At 50.5% G+C, this 14,962-nt stretch carries 14 protein-coding genes; 13 read left to right on the plus strand and 1 reads right to left on the minus strand.

From position 1 onward, the window contains the following. The first annotated feature begins 1,473 nt into the window (after positions 1-1,473). From ACQ4M4_RS21430 to ACQ4M4_RS21480, 11 genes are all read left to right on the plus strand, one after another. Entirely contained in the window at positions 1,474-1,992 is a 519-nt protein-coding gene (locus tag ACQ4M4_RS21430; RefSeq protein ID WP_430686506.1) for a phycocyanin subunit beta, read from the plus strand. 139 nt (positions 1,993-2,131) lie between these two features. Next, positions 2,132-2,620, plus strand: a complete 489-nt coding sequence (gene cpcA / locus ACQ4M4_RS21435; RefSeq protein WP_430686507.1) for a phycocyanin subunit alpha — start codon at positions 2,132-2,134, stop codon at positions 2,618-2,620. A gap of 158 nt (positions 2,621-2,778) precedes the next feature. Then, on the plus strand, positions 2,779-3,594 hold the full coding sequence (locus ACQ4M4_RS21440; RefSeq protein ID WP_430686508.1) for a phycobilisome rod-core linker polypeptide: 816 nt from the start codon (positions 2,779-2,781) through the stop codon (positions 3,592-3,594). A 119-nt stretch (positions 3,595-3,713) separates the two neighbouring features. Further along, entirely contained in the window at positions 3,714-4,571 is an 858-nt protein-coding gene (locus ACQ4M4_RS21445) for a phycobilisome rod-core linker polypeptide (protein WP_430686509.1), read from the plus strand. A gap of 152 nt (positions 4,572-4,723) precedes the next feature. Further along, positions 4,724-4,948 (plus strand): phycobilisome linker polypeptide, encoded by a 225-nt coding sequence (locus ACQ4M4_RS21450; protein WP_430686510.1) that lies wholly within the window; start codon positions 4,724-4,726, stop codon positions 4,946-4,948. A 9-nt stretch (positions 4,949-4,957) separates the two neighbouring features. Further along, positions 4,958-5,809, plus strand: a complete 852-nt coding sequence (locus ACQ4M4_RS21455) for a HEAT repeat domain-containing protein (protein WP_430686511.1) — start codon at positions 4,958-4,960, stop codon at positions 5,807-5,809. A 52-nt stretch (positions 5,810-5,861) separates the two neighbouring features. After that, positions 5,862-6,686, plus strand: coding sequence for a HEAT repeat domain-containing protein (locus tag ACQ4M4_RS21460; RefSeq protein ID WP_430686512.1), 825 nt, complete (start codon positions 5,862-5,864; stop codon positions 6,684-6,686). Positions 6,687-6,978: 292 nt separating this feature from the next. Next, entirely contained in the window at positions 6,979-7,104 is a 126-nt protein-coding gene (locus ACQ4M4_RS21465) for a hypothetical protein (RefSeq protein ID WP_430686513.1), read from the plus strand. A 73-nt stretch (positions 7,105-7,177) separates the two neighbouring features. Further along, a complete protein-coding gene (locus ACQ4M4_RS21470) occupies positions 7,178-7,792 on the plus strand; it encodes a hypothetical protein (protein WP_430686514.1) in 615 nt (204 codons plus the stop codon). 260 nt (positions 7,793-8,052) lie between these two features. Further along, a complete protein-coding gene (locus ACQ4M4_RS21475) occupies positions 8,053-8,820 on the plus strand; it encodes a phycobilisome rod-core linker polypeptide (protein ID WP_430686515.1) in 768 nt (255 codons plus the stop codon). Positions 8,821-9,143: 323 nt separating this feature from the next. After that, positions 9,144-9,953, plus strand: coding sequence for a phycobilisome rod-core linker polypeptide (locus tag ACQ4M4_RS21480; RefSeq protein ID WP_430686516.1), 810 nt, complete (start codon positions 9,144-9,146; stop codon positions 9,951-9,953). Between the two features lie 318 nt (positions 9,954-10,271). On the opposite strand, the gene ACQ4M4_RS21485 is transcribed toward ACQ4M4_RS21480, so the two are convergent. Next, a complete protein-coding gene (locus ACQ4M4_RS21485; RefSeq protein ID WP_430686517.1) occupies positions 10,272-10,691 on the minus strand; it encodes a helix-turn-helix domain-containing protein in 420 nt (139 codons plus the stop codon). Between the two features lie 665 nt (positions 10,692-11,356). On the opposite strand from ACQ4M4_RS21485, the gene ACQ4M4_RS21490 reads away from it, so the two are divergent. Next, complete coding sequence (locus ACQ4M4_RS21490) at positions 11,357-13,387, plus strand: protein kinase domain-containing protein (protein ID WP_430686518.1); 2,031 nt, start codon at positions 11,357-11,359, stop codon at positions 13,385-13,387. Between the two features lie 425 nt (positions 13,388-13,812). Beyond that, positions 13,813-14,904, plus strand: a complete 1,092-nt coding sequence (locus ACQ4M4_RS21495) for a hypothetical protein (RefSeq protein WP_430686519.1) — start codon at positions 13,813-13,815, stop codon at positions 14,902-14,904. The last annotated feature ends 58 nt before the right edge of the window (positions 14,905-14,962 follow it).

Raw genomic sequence — 14,962 nt, forward strand, 5'->3', positions numbered from 1 at the left:
TTTGGGGGGGGGGGGGGGGCCCCCCCCCCCCCCCCCACAACATAAACACACCAGATTTAGTGGACTTGCGTAAGTCCATTTATCCAGAACTCATGTGGGGTTAAAACGGTAGGCGAAGATTATCGACCTGATACCACTTGGAGAAGTTGAGCGATGGGTCTTCAGTAAAACAAAACGCCACAAAACCAGGCCATCCATACAACCGTTCGGATCTGCGGCTATCCCTTATAGCTGTAGCGTGTTGCGCTTCCCTGTTGACCTCTCTCTATATATAGTCAGCAGCAGCTCAGCGCCAGCTCGATATTCAGAGCCTCTTCCGTAAAGGCCATGAACAAAGAACAGCCTGTATAAACAACCGCCTCAACACCCAATATCGGAGCGATCGCTCACAAGTCCATCCCACAACTTACATCCGAATTTAGGCCAACCCAGCCGATTCAAACTCAATGAGCTAACGCAAGTTTAAGATTGGGCAAAATCACACTTAATCTGAATCTAGATTTAATGGATGTACAAGTATTTAGTTAAGCCAAGAGCATTAAGAAGCCTTTACCAACAAGCGTGTAAATTTACAAGATTATTCCTGTTAATGTTTACAGATTGAAGCCAAAACACGGCAGTAGCCAAGGGGAAACATGGGTTTTTCTATCAACACAAAAAACGATCTAATCGCTATAACCCTTTACTGAGTTGAGGTTTGAGGGATCGACCCATTTATGAGAGCCCCCGGCGCATCGGGCATTTCTCTCTCATAAACATTTCTACCCATCGAGCGATCGCAGCCAAAAGACGCCGATCGCTCGATAGGCAAGTGTTCAAGCCCGTTTACCAGGCGAAACCGGGAATGCATCAGCTTTATGCGGAATCAGCACAGTTCGTTGCAGAGTAGACCATCAGGCTCAGGTCAGGGATAATAACCAAGCAACTCAATGCGCCAAAATACCTAGCCTCTCAGGAAATCCACGGTGGTTTGTAAAGCAGTGTAACAAGACTGAGAAAAGAGGCGATCGCCCACAAAACTCAGTAAATCAAGGATTCCAAGCAAACTCAAGTTCTAATTTCAGCTGCGATAGCCCGTCAAGATTGTTGCGAAAGCTAAAGAAATAAGAACTTGTGAAAACTTAAAACGATTAGAGTTCTATTCGTCTTAGTATAAAAAGGTCTCGAAAGAGCAGGCGATAGCGAGTACAAGCTAAGTCAAATTGACTCGAAAGCCTAACAATTTAATCCTCGTTTTTCCTACTGCTTTCATGATTTTCATCAAAGCACTTTAAAGAGATAGAGGATGTTAGAAAAGCTACTAAAACGCTTTTTCAACTAAATGTTAGGTGCAGTTATTTCGACTTACTTTAAAGAGCGTGTTTGCTTCTCTCCTACTGCTGCTCTTAGAGGGTCTCATTTGCTATGGCTGATGATTGTTCAGTCATGGGGTTAAAGCTCCACTCTGTAAAGGCAATTTAGGAGATTAAATCAATGCTAGACGCGTTTACCAAGGTTGTTTCCCAAGCGGATACTCGTGGGGAATATGTTAGCGGTGCACAGCTGGATGCACTGAGCGCTCTCGTTGCAGATGGCAACAAGCGGATCGATGCAGTGAACCGGATCACCGGCAACGCATCTGCAATCGTTGCAAACGCAGCTCGCGCTTTGTTTGCTGAACAGCCTCAACTGATCGCTCCTGGTGGTAACGCCTACACCAACCGTCGCATGGCTGCTTGCTTGCGCGACATGGAAATCATCTTGCGCTATGTTACCTACGCAGTGTTCACTGGCGATGCTAGCGTTCTGGATGATCGCTGCCTCAACGGTCTGCGTGAAACCTACTTGGCTCTGGGTGTTCCCGGTGCTTCCGTAGCAGCTGGTGTTCAAAAGATGAAGGAAGCTGCGATCGCAATCGCCAACGATCCCAACGGTGTAACTCGTGGAGATTGCAGCCAGTTGATGTCTGAAATCTCTGGTTACTTTGATCGTGCAGCTGCTGCAGTTGGTTAATCCACACTAGTGGGTCATTTAATCACTAAGTTGCAGCATTTATTTAATAAAAGCAAATGCGTTGCAACACACGAATTAAGTGGCAGCTTCTTGCAACAAAAAACTCTTCAAAATGAACATTTAGGGAGATATCAAACCAATGAAGACACCATTGACTGAAGCAGTTTCGTCTGCAGATTCTCAAGGCCGTTTCCTGAGCAGCACCGAATTGCAAGTTGCTTTCGGCCGCCTGCGTCAAGCCACTGCCAGCTTGGAAGCTGCTAAAGCTCTGGCCAGCAAAGCCAACGATCTGGCCAATGGTGCAGCCAACGCTGTTTACCAGAAGTTTCCCTACACCACCCAAATGCAGGGTGCAAACTTCGCTTCCGATCAGCGTGGTAAAGACAAGTGCGTTCGCGACATCGGCTACTACCTCCGCATGGTGCAGTACTGCCTGATCGCTGGCGGCACTGGCCCCATGGATGAGTACCTGATCGCTGGTTTGGCTGAAATCAACAGCACCTTCGATCTGTCCCCCAGCTGGTACGTGGAAGCTCTGAAGCACATCAAAGCTAACCACGGCATCACTGGCGACGCAGCCACCGAAGCCAACTCCTACATTGACTACGCAATCAACGCCCTGAGCTAGGTTCGCGTTCTTTGGCCCGGAAAGGTAATCAGCTCTATCGCTGTAGGGCAGTGGTTGATTACCTTACCGGGCAATTTTATATCAACGCAGCTTGCCAATAGGTCACTGAAAACGTAGTCCACTCCCGTCCACAAATATATGATGTAGGGGAAACAACTATGGCTGGTGTCAAGGAATCCGGGCGGCTCGGAATTAGTGCATTTGGTGATAGGGAGCCTGTAGAGCTTCGCGCCAATTGGACTGAGGACGATGTAAATGCCGCTATTTGGGCCGCCTACCGTCAGGTTTTAGGTAATGAGCACGTGATGCAAAGTGAGCGTTTGACCAGTGCAGAATCACTGCTGCGCCAAGGTCAAATTACCGTTCGTGACTTTGTCCGTGCGATCGCCCAATCTGAGCTTTATCGTAAAAAGTTTTTCTATCCCAATTTTCAAGTCCGCTTCATTGAGCTGAACTATAAGCACCTGCTGGGGCGTGCGCCCTATGACGAAGCAGAAATTGCTTTTCATGTTGATCTCTACACAACCCATGGGTATGAAGCCGAGATCAACTCCTATATTGATTCGCCAGAATATCAGCAGAGCTTTGGGGAAAGCGTTGTTCCCTATTACCGCGATTTGGTAACCACTGGGGTTGGCCAAAAGACCGTTGGCTTCACCCGCATGTTCCAACTCTATCGCGGATATGCTAACAGCGATCGCGCTCAGTCGCAAACCAAGTCTCGCTTAGCATGGGAACTGGCTCGCAACACTGCCTCTCCCATTTCACCACCCAGTGCAGGTGCCCTTAGCGGTGCCGTTGGTGGTCGCCGAGGCGATGTGTTTCGCATTCGCGCCGTGCAGGCTTCCTCTTCATCTGCACCCACCGTTCGTAGAAGCGCAACCGAAGTGATTGTGTCCTACGACCAGCTGTCGAACAAATTGCAACAGCTCAATCGTGCGGGCAGCAGGGTTGTCAGCATTCAGCCTGTGTAACCACACAAGCTGCGGCGATGCAGAAATTGACCCGGCTATGGAAGCAATTCCATCGGCTAAGGGTCAATTTCCGTACCGCCAAATTCAGTCAAACTCACTGAACGAAAGGAGAGTATTTCGTGCCTATTACAGCACAAGCATCTCGTTTGGGAACTTCGGCATTTAGCGATGCCGCTCCCGTAGAACTGCGTCCCAACGCATCTGAGGACGATGTCAAAGCCGTTATTCGTGCGGTGTATCGTCAGCTGTTGGGTAACGATTACTTGATGGCCTCTGAGCGATTGGTCATCCCCGAATCGCTCCTCAAAGACGGCAAAATCACCGTCAAAGAATTCATTCGTCAAGTTGCGAAGTCTGAGCTGTACAAGAAGAAGTTCTTCCACAACAACTTTCACAGCCGCGTTACCGAGCTAAACCACAAGCACCTTCTGGGTCGTGCACCCTACGACCAGTCAGAAATTAGCACTCATCTGGATCTGTACGAAACCAAGGGCTACGATGCAGACATCGATTCCTACATCGACTCGGCTGAGTACCAGTCCAGCTTTGGCGAGAACATTGTTCCCTACTACCGCGACCTAGTCACCACTGGGGTTGATCAGCGGACTGTAGGCTTTACTCGGTTGTTTGCGCTCTATCGTGGATATGCTACCAGCAGCCGTTCGCAGCTCCAGGGCAACTATCCTCGTCTGGTTACCGAAATTGCTCGGGGTACTGCTTCGCCCGTGTTGGCTCCGGGTAGCGCCTACACCCGTCCTTCCATGAGCGGTGTACCTGTGAATAGCACCTTTGGTGGCTCCACGGCGTTTGGTTCGGGCCGTTTGTACCGGGTCGATGTGGCTGGCATTGCGGGTCCTGGCTATCCCAATGTGCGCCGCGTCAACAAAGCAGTCATCATCCCTTACGAAGAGCTGTCGAACCACATGCAGCGGGTTCAGCGGCAGGGTGGCAAGATCGCCAGCATTACTCCTCTCTAAGATGTTGAAAGAGCCCCGAACTCGTAGAGCCAAGGCATGCAGTTCGGGGTTTCTGGTACATCCAATTTGGCATCCCAAAGAGATTTCTCTAGTTTTCTCTTCCTACTTACTGTTAACTCCATTCTTACGAATTGTTGGGAGCAAGAAGAACCATGTTAGGTAATCGAACCTTTCGCTACGAAGTTGTTGGTTTGCGTCAGAATGAAGAAACTGACCGGATGGGCTTTCCAATCCGCTCTAGCGCCAGTGTGTTTATCACGGTTCCCTACAGCCGTATGAACGAAGAGATGCAGCGAATTACCCGCATGGGCGGCAAAATCGTGAACATCTCGACCGTTGGTGCTGAGAGCGAAGCCTCTGTTGCTAGCAAAGAATAAGTGAGACCCATGCAAGAGTCCAATTTTAAGGATTCTCAGAACTTTTCACTGGCAGGCGAGCCTGCCGGTGATGAGTCGTCTTTAACGGTAGAGCAGGCGATCGCCAATTTGCGAGGCTCTGACTTGGGGTTGCGGTACTACGCAGCCTGGTGGTTGGGGCGGTTTCGTGTATCCACGCCCGAAGCCATTGATGCCCTCATCGACAGTTTGGCGGATGAGGCCGATCGCACCGTCAAAGGAGGCTATCCTCTACGACGAAATGCCGCTCGAGCCCTCGGCAAACTGGGCGACCCTCGCGCCATACCGGGTCTCACCCAATGTTTGGAGTGCGATGATTTTTATGTGCGGGAGGCTGCTGCGCAATCGTTGGCGATGCTGGGCGATCGCAACTGCATTCCTATCCTGATCCACCTGTTAGCCGATGGGGCCAACGAAACCCAGCCCGTGCCAGGTAGCCCGGAGTTGCGCCAGCCTTACAACGCGATTTTGGAAGCGTTGGGCATGTTGGGAGCCACCGAAGCTATTCCCTCCATCGTGCCATTTTTGAATCACCCGGTCGATATGTTGCGGTTTGCGGCAGCTCGCGCTATGTACGAGCTCACGCAGAACTCTGCCTATGCCGAGCAGCTCATTGAGGCATTGAATGGGGAAAAACTGCCCCTACGACGGGCAGCCCTGGCCGATTTAGGAGCAATTGGCTACTACCCAGCCGCAGAGGCGATCGCCAAAACCTTGGCCGAAAACAGCCTCAAGCTGATCGCACTGAAGGGCGTGCTGGAAAAACAGTTAGAGCACACCACCCTGCCAGCCTTATCCGATGAGGCGATTCAAGTTATGACCTTGATGGATGACTTGTTGTAGCAGAAAGCGCAAAGAATCACGACAATAGAACTTATTGCTCCTCACGTTCGCCATGACTGATCGCCTTTCTTCCTTAATTCGGGCCGTCGAAGATGCAGACTCTTCCAGTCGCTTGCTCATTGCGGTAAAGAATCTGGCATCTAGTTGCCATCCTGAAGCGGTGCCTACGTTGATTGCGGCACTCAGCTACAACAATCCCGGGGCTGCAGTTGCTGCCGTGGATGGGCTCATTCAAATTGGGGAGCCCGCCGTTCCGGCATTGCTAGAGTTGCTGGATCTTCACAACTACACAGCACGCGCCTGGGCGATTCGAGCGCTGGCGGGCATTGGGGATCCAAGAGGATTGGCAACGCTATTGGGTGCCGCCACAGCAGATTTTGCCCTCAGCGTGCGGCGTGCCGCGGCCCGTGGGCTGGGAACGATGAAGTGGCATTGGTTTCCGTCCGATTTGCTGGAAATCGCTCAAGAAGAGGCATTAGAAGCGCTGACGTTTGTCGCCTGCAATGATGAGGAATGGGTTGTTCGTTACTCGGCACTGGTGGGCTTGCAGTCGCTTGCCACCACGTTTTCTGCCCATCAGCACGAGTGGCGATCGCAAATCACAGCGCTACTTGAACACATTGCCAACCAAGACGAGAGTTTGGCGATTCGGGCGCGGGCCTGTTTAGCTCAGCAAATGCTGCACACAGAGCCGACAGAACCGACCGAGGCGATCGCCAATCATCCGTCACCCTTGTCTGAAACCGACTGGCAACTCATTGTTACCAAGCTGTATGAACGCAAGCAGCAAGAGCGAGGCACCTCGTTAGCAGAAGGCGATCCACGGCGCTACAAAGACTTAGCTGTTGCCGTTTCTCAACGCAGCGAACCCAGCTAAACGCTTTGCAACAGCCCTGAAACAAATTTATTCAAGTTCTAAGCGTCAATTTGCTCAGGACCCAAGGGGTTGAATGATGTTTGGAGTGCTTAGCGCTCCAAACATCATTCAACCCCTTGGGTCTTCGGATGAAGTGCGTCAGTCCTATTGCGAAATTGACGCTGTTTTGTTTAGGTTGCAAATACGTGAATCATGCATCGCACCGCCTATCGATTCATGATTGTATTTCACAACCACCATTCACATGGCTAGAACGACACCGCAATACATCATCAGCGATGCATCATCAGTCATGAGTTTCAAACATGCGATCGCCCGTCAATGCTTCACTCTATTTACCGTGCTTTATCCCAAGGAAAAGAAAAGCTCATTCTTCACCCATAGCAATGATATCCATCAAAAAATCCAGGCAGCATAAAATTTAGATGCACCTCTGAATGTCATACAATTGCAGCAATAAATTCTGAGTGATCTAAAACTTCCGGTACATTTTGGTCAATCCATTAATCATCACTACCAGCAATGATCCATTCACGCGAGGGCTAGATTACCTATACGGGGTGCGCGGCCTTGCACTTGATCCAGAGATGATTGACGTGGTGCATGACTTAGAAAATCGCATTCCCATTTGCACCTGGATTGGCCAAAATATTGACCTTGTAAATGCACAACTCAACGTGTATTTGCAACACTGCCACGATTGCTTCCATGACTGGGAGCAGCCTACCATCCAAATTTTTGCAGCACCTCTTGCCCAATCATTTCGGTTAGAAGCCCTCTGCAATTTTCAAACCAATCCCATCACCATTTTAATCGATGTCGGCCGCCTACAGCCTAAAGACTGGCTTTTGGCGGTTGTCCACGAGTATGCCCACGCCCACGCTGGGTCTCCTGGGCATCATCAGCAATTTGTCCAATCTCTAATCCACCTGTGTTTAGGCTTCCAAATTCCACCCCCGCCCGCATCTGCCCAGGCCGAAAACCTGCTGCGGGTTTATCCACCTTGTGTACCAAATCCTGATGCCCTCATCTTTTGGAAAGGTGAGGTAGAAAATTGGCAACCGAGTATTACAAATTCATACTTTATGGTTCAATCACTAAGCTAAAGTACCTATTCAGAATTATTCTTAAATATTAGGTTCTTGAATTTCAAGAATTCATATTTAAGGTGACGTTTACTTTACAAAACGTCCTCGTTTCTCATCTTTAAAACCGTTCAGCTTCTTTCACCGAACCAACCTTTCAACGGTCAGTTTTCTACACAGGCATAGGCTCTGTTAACAGAAACACTTGTTTCGATTAGATGTTCTGTGCATTGTGACGAAACTGAGTTCGATTCAATCGTTTTAGATAGAGGTTTCTACATATGTCCCTTCCCCTATTGGAATACACTCCTTCTGCTCAAAACCAGCGAGTATCAGGTTTTGAGGTATTGGGTGACGAGCAACCCAGAGTGTATACCACTGAGAATTTGCTATCAGCCAGTGAAATGGATGCCTTGATTGTGGCGGCGTATCGCCAGGTCTTTCACGAGCAGCAAATGTTAGCTAGCAATCGCCAAATCTTTTTGGAATCTCAACTGAAATCTAGACAGATTACGGTGAAAGATTTTATTCATGGGTTGGTGACATCAGATTCATTTCGACGGCTGAATTACGATGTCAACAACAACTACCGATTTGTGGAATTGTGTGTTCAAAGATTGCTAGGTCGCCCTGTTTATAACGAGCGTGAAAAAATCGCCTGGTCGATCGTTTTGGCAACTGAAGGTTTGAATGGGTTTGTCACAGCCTTGCTGAATAGTGAGGAATATGACAACCACTTTGGCGAAAACACAGTTCCGTATCAACGGCGTCGAATTTTGCCCCAGCGGGCTCAGGGGGATTTGCCGTTTGAACGCATGGCGCGCTATGGCACAGACTACCGAGACAAATTACCCCGCCCCAGTCGCCATTACGAATTCACATCTGTGGAACGGGCTGATGGGTTGTTCCGACAGTTTGAGCCGTTTGACTTTGAAACGTTGATGCGACGAGCCAATTGGCCGGTTGTGGCAGGGCTAAGCGTGGTGTTCATCATGCTGGTGGTTTTGGCATTGGCCCTTTCAGCAACGGCAACCAGTCCACTCGGCTAGTGGGTTCTGTCGCTCCCGATAGGCTGAGTATTCGCGAAGACACGGTTCATCCGGTGAAGCGGCAGGGTAGATAAGCGTCGTAAACCAGTGCTGTGAACGAACGGGGGGCGATCGCCTTTTTGCACATTCTGAAATGGAGCAGCCCTTAGCCTTTCTTTTAGAACCTGCAGTGGATGCAGCTTTTATGGTTGAGCTGGGTACAAACTGAAGGGCGATCGCCTCTCTATTCCTTATCTACAAAGCATTCCAGCTTTTATTAAGCAACAGATTAAGTTATGTAATTTTTATCAGACTAAAGCGAATAATTAGGTTTTGTCTCCCTTATGATGAACATGAATCCACTGATGAAGTTGTGTAAAAAGGGGGCTTTAAATAACGTGGCTATTCCTCTATTACAGTATGCTCCAACCACTAATAATCAGCGGGTTGCTGGTTTTGAAGTGGCCCCAGGTGATGAGCAGCCTAAAGTTTTTACAACCGATAACCTGCTGAGTCGCACTGAAATTGATGATTTGATTGAAGCAGCCTATCGTCAAATCTTCTTCCATGCCTTTGCCTGGGATCGGGAAGTTGCTCTAGAGTCTCAGCTCCGCAATGGCCAAATCACCGTTCGCGATTTCATTCGCGGATTGCTGCTCTCCAAGACTTTTATCGATAGCTTCTACAACAAAAACAGTAACTATCGCTTTGTCGAACACTGCGTTGAGAAAGTGCTCGGTCGTCGCGTTTACAGCGAGCGTGAAAAAATTGCTTGGTCTGCTGTGGTTATGACCAAGGGAGTCAAGGGTTTTGTTGACGAGCTGCTGAACAGCGACGAGTACATCAGCGCATTTGGCGAAAATACGGTGCCTTACCAGCGTCGTCGTGTGTTACCCGGCCGCGCCAATGGCGAATTGCCCTTCAACATCAAATCGCCCCGCTATGATGCTTACTACCGCGGCAAGCTTGGGTTCCCTCAGTTTGTCTGGCAAGCAACTGTGCGCAGCTACAAGCCTCAAGATCAGAAGGCTCGCGCTGGCAGCCCTGCACAATTCCTCGACATGGCACGGAGCATCAGCCCTCGGGGTGCAGCTCCTCAGCAGTTGTCGGCTCTCAATGTCGACTTCTTGAACGCAGTGCCCTACCGTAAATAGGCTTTTTCGTTGAGAAAGTTCCTCCAATCGCTAATTCATTGAAATAGGCAGCTGAAACCTGAGGTTTCGGAACACAAGGTCCGATCTTCAGGTTTTTTGCTGGATATAGACTCCATCTTGGACTTACGCATTGGTGTTGTGGGTAGGGTGCTTCGCACCCTACCCCCCCCCCCCCCCCACAACACCAACACACCAGATTTAGTGGGCTTGCGTAAGTCCTGTCCATATCCAATGGCGATCGCCCTTGAAGATTTCCAGCATGATGGACGTACGCACGGTGCGACTATTTTGTCGCAGCTCATCCGCTCATGAACTGGACTAAGCACACTCGTCTTCTTTTTCCAGAAATCCCAGTTCTAGCAGCGCTTTGCGGATTTTGGCTTTGGAGGGCCGAACCTTGGGCACGGTTAACCCTAACTCTCGGGCCGTTTCAAATAATTCACGCATGAGGAGGTCGAGCGAGGTCTCGTCTGCATCTTGAGGCAAGGACTCCACACGGCCTTCGTACGCCAGGGTATACAGTTCTAAATGGTGTTTGCCGATTGCCCGAGCCAGTTTTTGTAATGTTTCGGGGGTAGGGCAGGTGCCCTTAAAGCAGGCTCCACGTAGTCGCGGTTGGGGTACACCTGATAGCTCGGCCAGGCGATTCATGCTAATTCCTTGGTCTTCCAGGTACTGCAAAATAAACTGCCCTAAGGGTGAGCAGTCTTCTGCTTTAATTTGCAGCCGTGCTGGCATCGGTTTCGAAAAGATGAATTGTGAGGGTTATCTAGAGATGATACCAATCTCGTCTCAGGCATGACAAAAAAACACAACACTTGCGCTCACCCATTCTCCTGTTTGCGCCAGCAATGGTGTGGCGGCTGCGGCTGATACGTCTCTTAACAGCCATGACTCTGGAGGATCTGGGCTTTGCCACCCAACATCATGACCTCACCATCCCAAGCTTTTGTGCAAACAAGCTCCTGCATAAATCGCTGCATGGCTGGGTCACACAACGACTCATGTTTCAAACAGCCCTTTGCGCGAAAGGGCTAAAGCGAAATGTCTAAAATTGATGGTTGCGTTCCAAAAGTAAGGCTTTGAGCCCCAGAGTGCATTTGTAAAAGCGTCCCATCATCATTCACGTTTGACAGGATTGGTTTCAAAATTCATACTGGGTTACTCGACTGTTGGCCCTCAGGTTAGGCTATGAGAATCCCCCAATCTATCCTTTTTTGGCGTACTCATGGGGACAGCCTACTCAATAGGGTGCATTCAATCGAGTGCGATTCAGTAGGATGCGATTGAATCGGGTGCGATCGCCCTCCCAGGACATTTATTTTGGGTTTTTCCGTAAACGGTGGGTTCTGGATCGTAGTTAATTTATTGTGTGTTGTGCGTGAGGATGATTTAACGAGGCTATGCAACCACCTCTCTCGGCTGGCTTTGTTTTGCAAAACCGCTATCGACTGCTCAGCATTTTGGGGCAGGGCGGATTTGGGCGCACCTACTTAGGCGAAGACTTGGGCCGATTTAACGAACGATGCGCCATCAAAGAATTCATTCCCAGCCAAGTGGGCGATTCCTCACTCGTCAAGTCACGAGAGCTGTTTCAGCGCGAAGCTCAAACTCTTTATCAAATTACCCATCCTCAAATTCCTCAATTTCGCGCCACATTTGAGGAAGATCGCCGTTTGTTTATCGTGCAGGACTATGTGGATGGCAAGACCTATCGCGATTTGCTGACCGAGCGCAAAACTCAGGGATTGGCGTTTTCGGAAGCAGAAGTGCTGCAGCTCATGCAGCAGTTGTTGCCCGTCCTGGCCCATATTCATGCCAAAGGCATCATCCATCGTGATATCGCACCCGACAATATTATTTTGCGGCAGACCGACCAACTGCCCGTGCTAATCGACTTTGGAGTGGTGAAGGCGATCGCCACCCAAATGCATTTGCAAACCGGCTACGGCGCAACTACGGTAGGCAAGTTAGGCTATGCCCCTAGCGAGCAAATGCAAACTGGGCGCGCCTATCCCAATAGTGACTTGTATGCACTTGCCGTCACCGCCGTGGTGCTGCTGACCGGACGCGAACCCCAAGAACTATACGACGACGTAACCACAAACTGGCATTGGCAGCGCTATACCAACGTGAATCCAGCCTTTGCAGCAGTGCTGAATCGGATGCTCAGCTATCGACCGGGCGATCGCTTTCAATCGGTTGCAGAAGTCGCCAAAGCGCTACAGGCTATCCACAATCCGGGTACAGCTCCTGTACTCACCAACCCTGTACCCACGCCGCCACCTGTCAGTTACCCCATGCCAACGGCAGGGCCGCCTATCGCCCCCGGCGCAGTTCCCATTCAGCCCAATGGCAATATTTCACAAATGCAAACTGTGGCCGTAGGACGCAGAGCCGTTACCAATCCCACAGCCGTTGCCGCTGCCCGACAGCAGGGCAACAGCCCCAAGCGGCCTGGAGCCACCATGCCCGTCGCCGCACCCTCCCGCCAACCACAAAATGGCAGCACATGGGAAAATCCCTGGGCCATTATTGGCATGGGGTTGGGGTTGGCCATTATTACCGGAATCGCGTCGTGGGCCGTGGTGACCGCCCTCATGAACGGCGGCTCCAATGTGGGCAGTCAGCCTAGCCCCACGCCTACCCAAACCGTTAGCCCCACCCCCACCCAAACTCCTAGCCCCACGCCTACCCAAACTCCTAGCCCCACGCCTACACCCACAGACCCGGTCTTTTTCGATCAACGGGTCAACCTTGCCCCAGGCTCTTCTAGCACCCTACGAGGCAATTTACAGGGAAACCAGCGGGTGAACTACATTCTGCCGTTGCAAGCAGGCGAGACTTTGGGAGCCGTTTTGGAAGGAGATGGCGTTGTTTTCTCGGTGCTGGGGCCAAACCAGCGCCCGGTAGACGGCTTTTCGGAAAACGTGCTGGATTGGCGCAATACGGTGAGTGAAGCGGGCAACTATGTCATCCAGGTGCAGCCATTGGATGATGTTTCGTCAGTTGACTACGCTCTGCGGTTGCGGCTGGATGGAGTGGCTCCCAGTCCCGAACCCGAACCGCCCGAGCCGGAGCCGGAGCCAGAGCCCGAACCAGAGCCCGAATCACCTCCTGTCGAAACGCCACCTCCCGTGGAAGGCTCACCCACCAATGTGGAAGAAGAGCAAGTCAGCATCAACCAGGGACAAAGCAAGGAGCTAGCCGATCAGGTCACCAGTCGGCGCATTAAGCGTTACTGGGTGAGCTTGCAGTCGGGGCAGGTGATGTCGGTTGAGGTGCTTCAAGGCGATGCCATTGTGAATTTGCGCACTCCCGATGGACAGGCTTCGAGCGATCGCCAAATTCGAGCGACCACCAACGGCTCATTTGCAATTGATGTGGTGGCCGATCGGGTTGTGAATTTTGTGTTGCGGGTGAACGTGAGTTAACGGGTCTGCTAGACATAAGGGTTGTTTGAGTTCCTTGCCGTGCAGGGGACGACAGACTCGATAGGATTCCGTCGTTCTTTGAAATCGCCTTATCAGAACGATCGCGATCGCCAGCACAAACGTTAGGTATCCGTGAAGCCAACTTCATACCACCCCACGTATTTTTGCAAGGGCCACTTTGCGTGCCCTAGCAAAAGCTGAGCGCTTTGGGGCAACACATTAACGGAAGCTTTATGATTTTTCTTCAGAGCTTCATCTAATCCTCCTAAAAAAATTGATAGTTTGTCTGCATACGTAAGCAAGCTAAAGCAGTTTTTTAAAGCTGGCATGAAGTTTGAACATGGCGATCGATCGCAAATAGATTCGCGATCGCCAATGCAAACAAAGGCTTGTGCTTCGCATCTTCACTTTTCAGGGAGAGCAGGATGACAAACAGCCAAAGCGTTTTTCCGACTAAGAAACCGCAAATTCACTTAATTTGGCAAGTTAACCCTGAAACAACACTGGAAAGTGATTGGCTCTACTCCCTGTTTCCCAACTTTGATGTGCAGTCCATCGAGGATAGCCAACATAGCGCCGTCATGGACAATGCCATTGTGGTAACCAGTGGCAACGACATCAACGGCATATCAGTCAAGCAATATTTAACTCGCTTTAAGGCCGCCGGGTATCGCGTTGGCGTCATTCATCTAAGTGATGAGTGGTTCACATATCCCATCGACTTTTACCCAGATGCAGCGTTCGTATTGCGGAATTTCTATCGAGATGATGCATTTCGGCATCCCCATGTCTATTTCATCCCGCTGGGGTATAAGCGAGGACTGCATCAGCACATCACACCCGATCGCCCCATGCGCGATCGCCAACACAGTTGGTCTTTTGCCGGATCAATTGCAGGCAAAATTTCTCGCCGACACATGATGGCTAGTGCAAATCGCCTACCTGGGGGTATTGCCTACATAAGCGGCAACGCCTTCAACGATTCCAGCAACTTAAGCTTCGAAGGCTATGCCAAGTTGATGAGTAACACCGTGTTTGCCTTATCCCCCGGTGGCAACCGCTGTGTTGAAACACTACGAGTTTACGAGGCCATGGAGGCGGGGGCTATTCCGGTAGTGGAAGATGCCAGTCGGTTCAACATCCTCAAAGGCATCTTGAAGGAAATCATCAAACCCAAGGAATTTTTACGATACAAAGTGTGGACTTGGGGCTACTGGCGCAGTAACTTTGCACGGCTCGTGGCTCCTAGCTACTGGCTACAGGTGTATGGAGCCAACTTCCCCTGTCCGCGCTGCTCGGACTGGACCCAGCTCGATCAGCTCCTTGCCACCATTGACCCCGATACCAAAGCCCAAGAAGTGCAAGCCTTTTGGCAAGGCTACAAGGAATTTTTACGAAAGCAAATTTCTGCCATTGTGACCCGCAGCTTTTTTACCAGCATGGATACTCAAGCCCTATCTCAAGCTTCCCCCCCCTCAGCGCCTGCCGCCACCCCTGTGGCCGTAGGGGAATCGTGATCCCAATGCTTACAAGAATTCTCGATCCCCATAGTTTTGGCGCTATTGGGCCGGTGCT

This window comes from Leptolyngbya sp. AN02str, from assembly GCF_050565595.1.
Taxonomy (GTDB): Bacteria; Cyanobacteriota; Cyanobacteriia; order Elainellales; family Elainellaceae; genus Kaiparowitsia.

What these genes read in the sequence shown, in the direction of transcription:
- ACQ4M4_RS21430 (WP_430686506.1), top strand. Translation starts at nt 1,474, where the DNA reads ATGCTAGACGCGTTTACCAAGGTTGTTTCCCAAGCGGATACTCGTGGG.
- cpcA (WP_430686507.1), top strand. Translation starts at nt 2,132, where the DNA reads ATGAAGACACCATTGACTGAAGCAGTTTCGTCTGCAGATTCTCAAGGC.
- ACQ4M4_RS21440 (WP_430686508.1), top strand. Translation starts at nt 2,779, where the DNA reads ATGGCTGGTGTCAAGGAATCCGGGCGGCTCGGAATTAGTGCATTTGGT.
- ACQ4M4_RS21450 (WP_430686510.1), top strand. Translation starts at nt 4,724, where the DNA reads ATGTTAGGTAATCGAACCTTTCGCTACGAAGTTGTTGGTTTGCGTCAG.
- ACQ4M4_RS21455 (WP_430686511.1), top strand. Translation starts at nt 4,958, where the DNA reads ATGCAAGAGTCCAATTTTAAGGATTCTCAGAACTTTTCACTGGCAGGC.
- ACQ4M4_RS21460 (WP_430686512.1), top strand. Translation starts at nt 5,862, where the DNA reads ATGACTGATCGCCTTTCTTCCTTAATTCGGGCCGTCGAAGATGCAGAC.
- ACQ4M4_RS21465 (WP_430686513.1), top strand. Translation starts at nt 6,979, where the DNA reads ATGAGTTTCAAACATGCGATCGCCCGTCAATGCTTCACTCTATTTACC.
- ACQ4M4_RS21475 (WP_430686515.1), top strand. Translation starts at nt 8,053, where the DNA reads ATGTCCCTTCCCCTATTGGAATACACTCCTTCTGCTCAAAACCAGCGA.
- ACQ4M4_RS21480 (WP_430686516.1), top strand. Translation starts at nt 9,144, where the DNA reads ATGATGAACATGAATCCACTGATGAAGTTGTGTAAAAAGGGGGCTTTA.
- ACQ4M4_RS21485 (WP_430686517.1), bottom strand. Translation starts at nt 10,691, where the DNA reads ATGCCAGCACGGCTGCAAATTAAAGCAGAAGACTGCTCACCCTTAGGG.
- ACQ4M4_RS21490 (WP_430686518.1), top strand. Translation starts at nt 11,357, where the DNA reads ATGCAACCACCTCTCTCGGCTGGCTTTGTTTTGCAAAACCGCTATCGA.
- ACQ4M4_RS21495 (WP_430686519.1), top strand. Translation starts at nt 13,813, where the DNA reads ATGACAAACAGCCAAAGCGTTTTTCCGACTAAGAAACCGCAAATTCAC.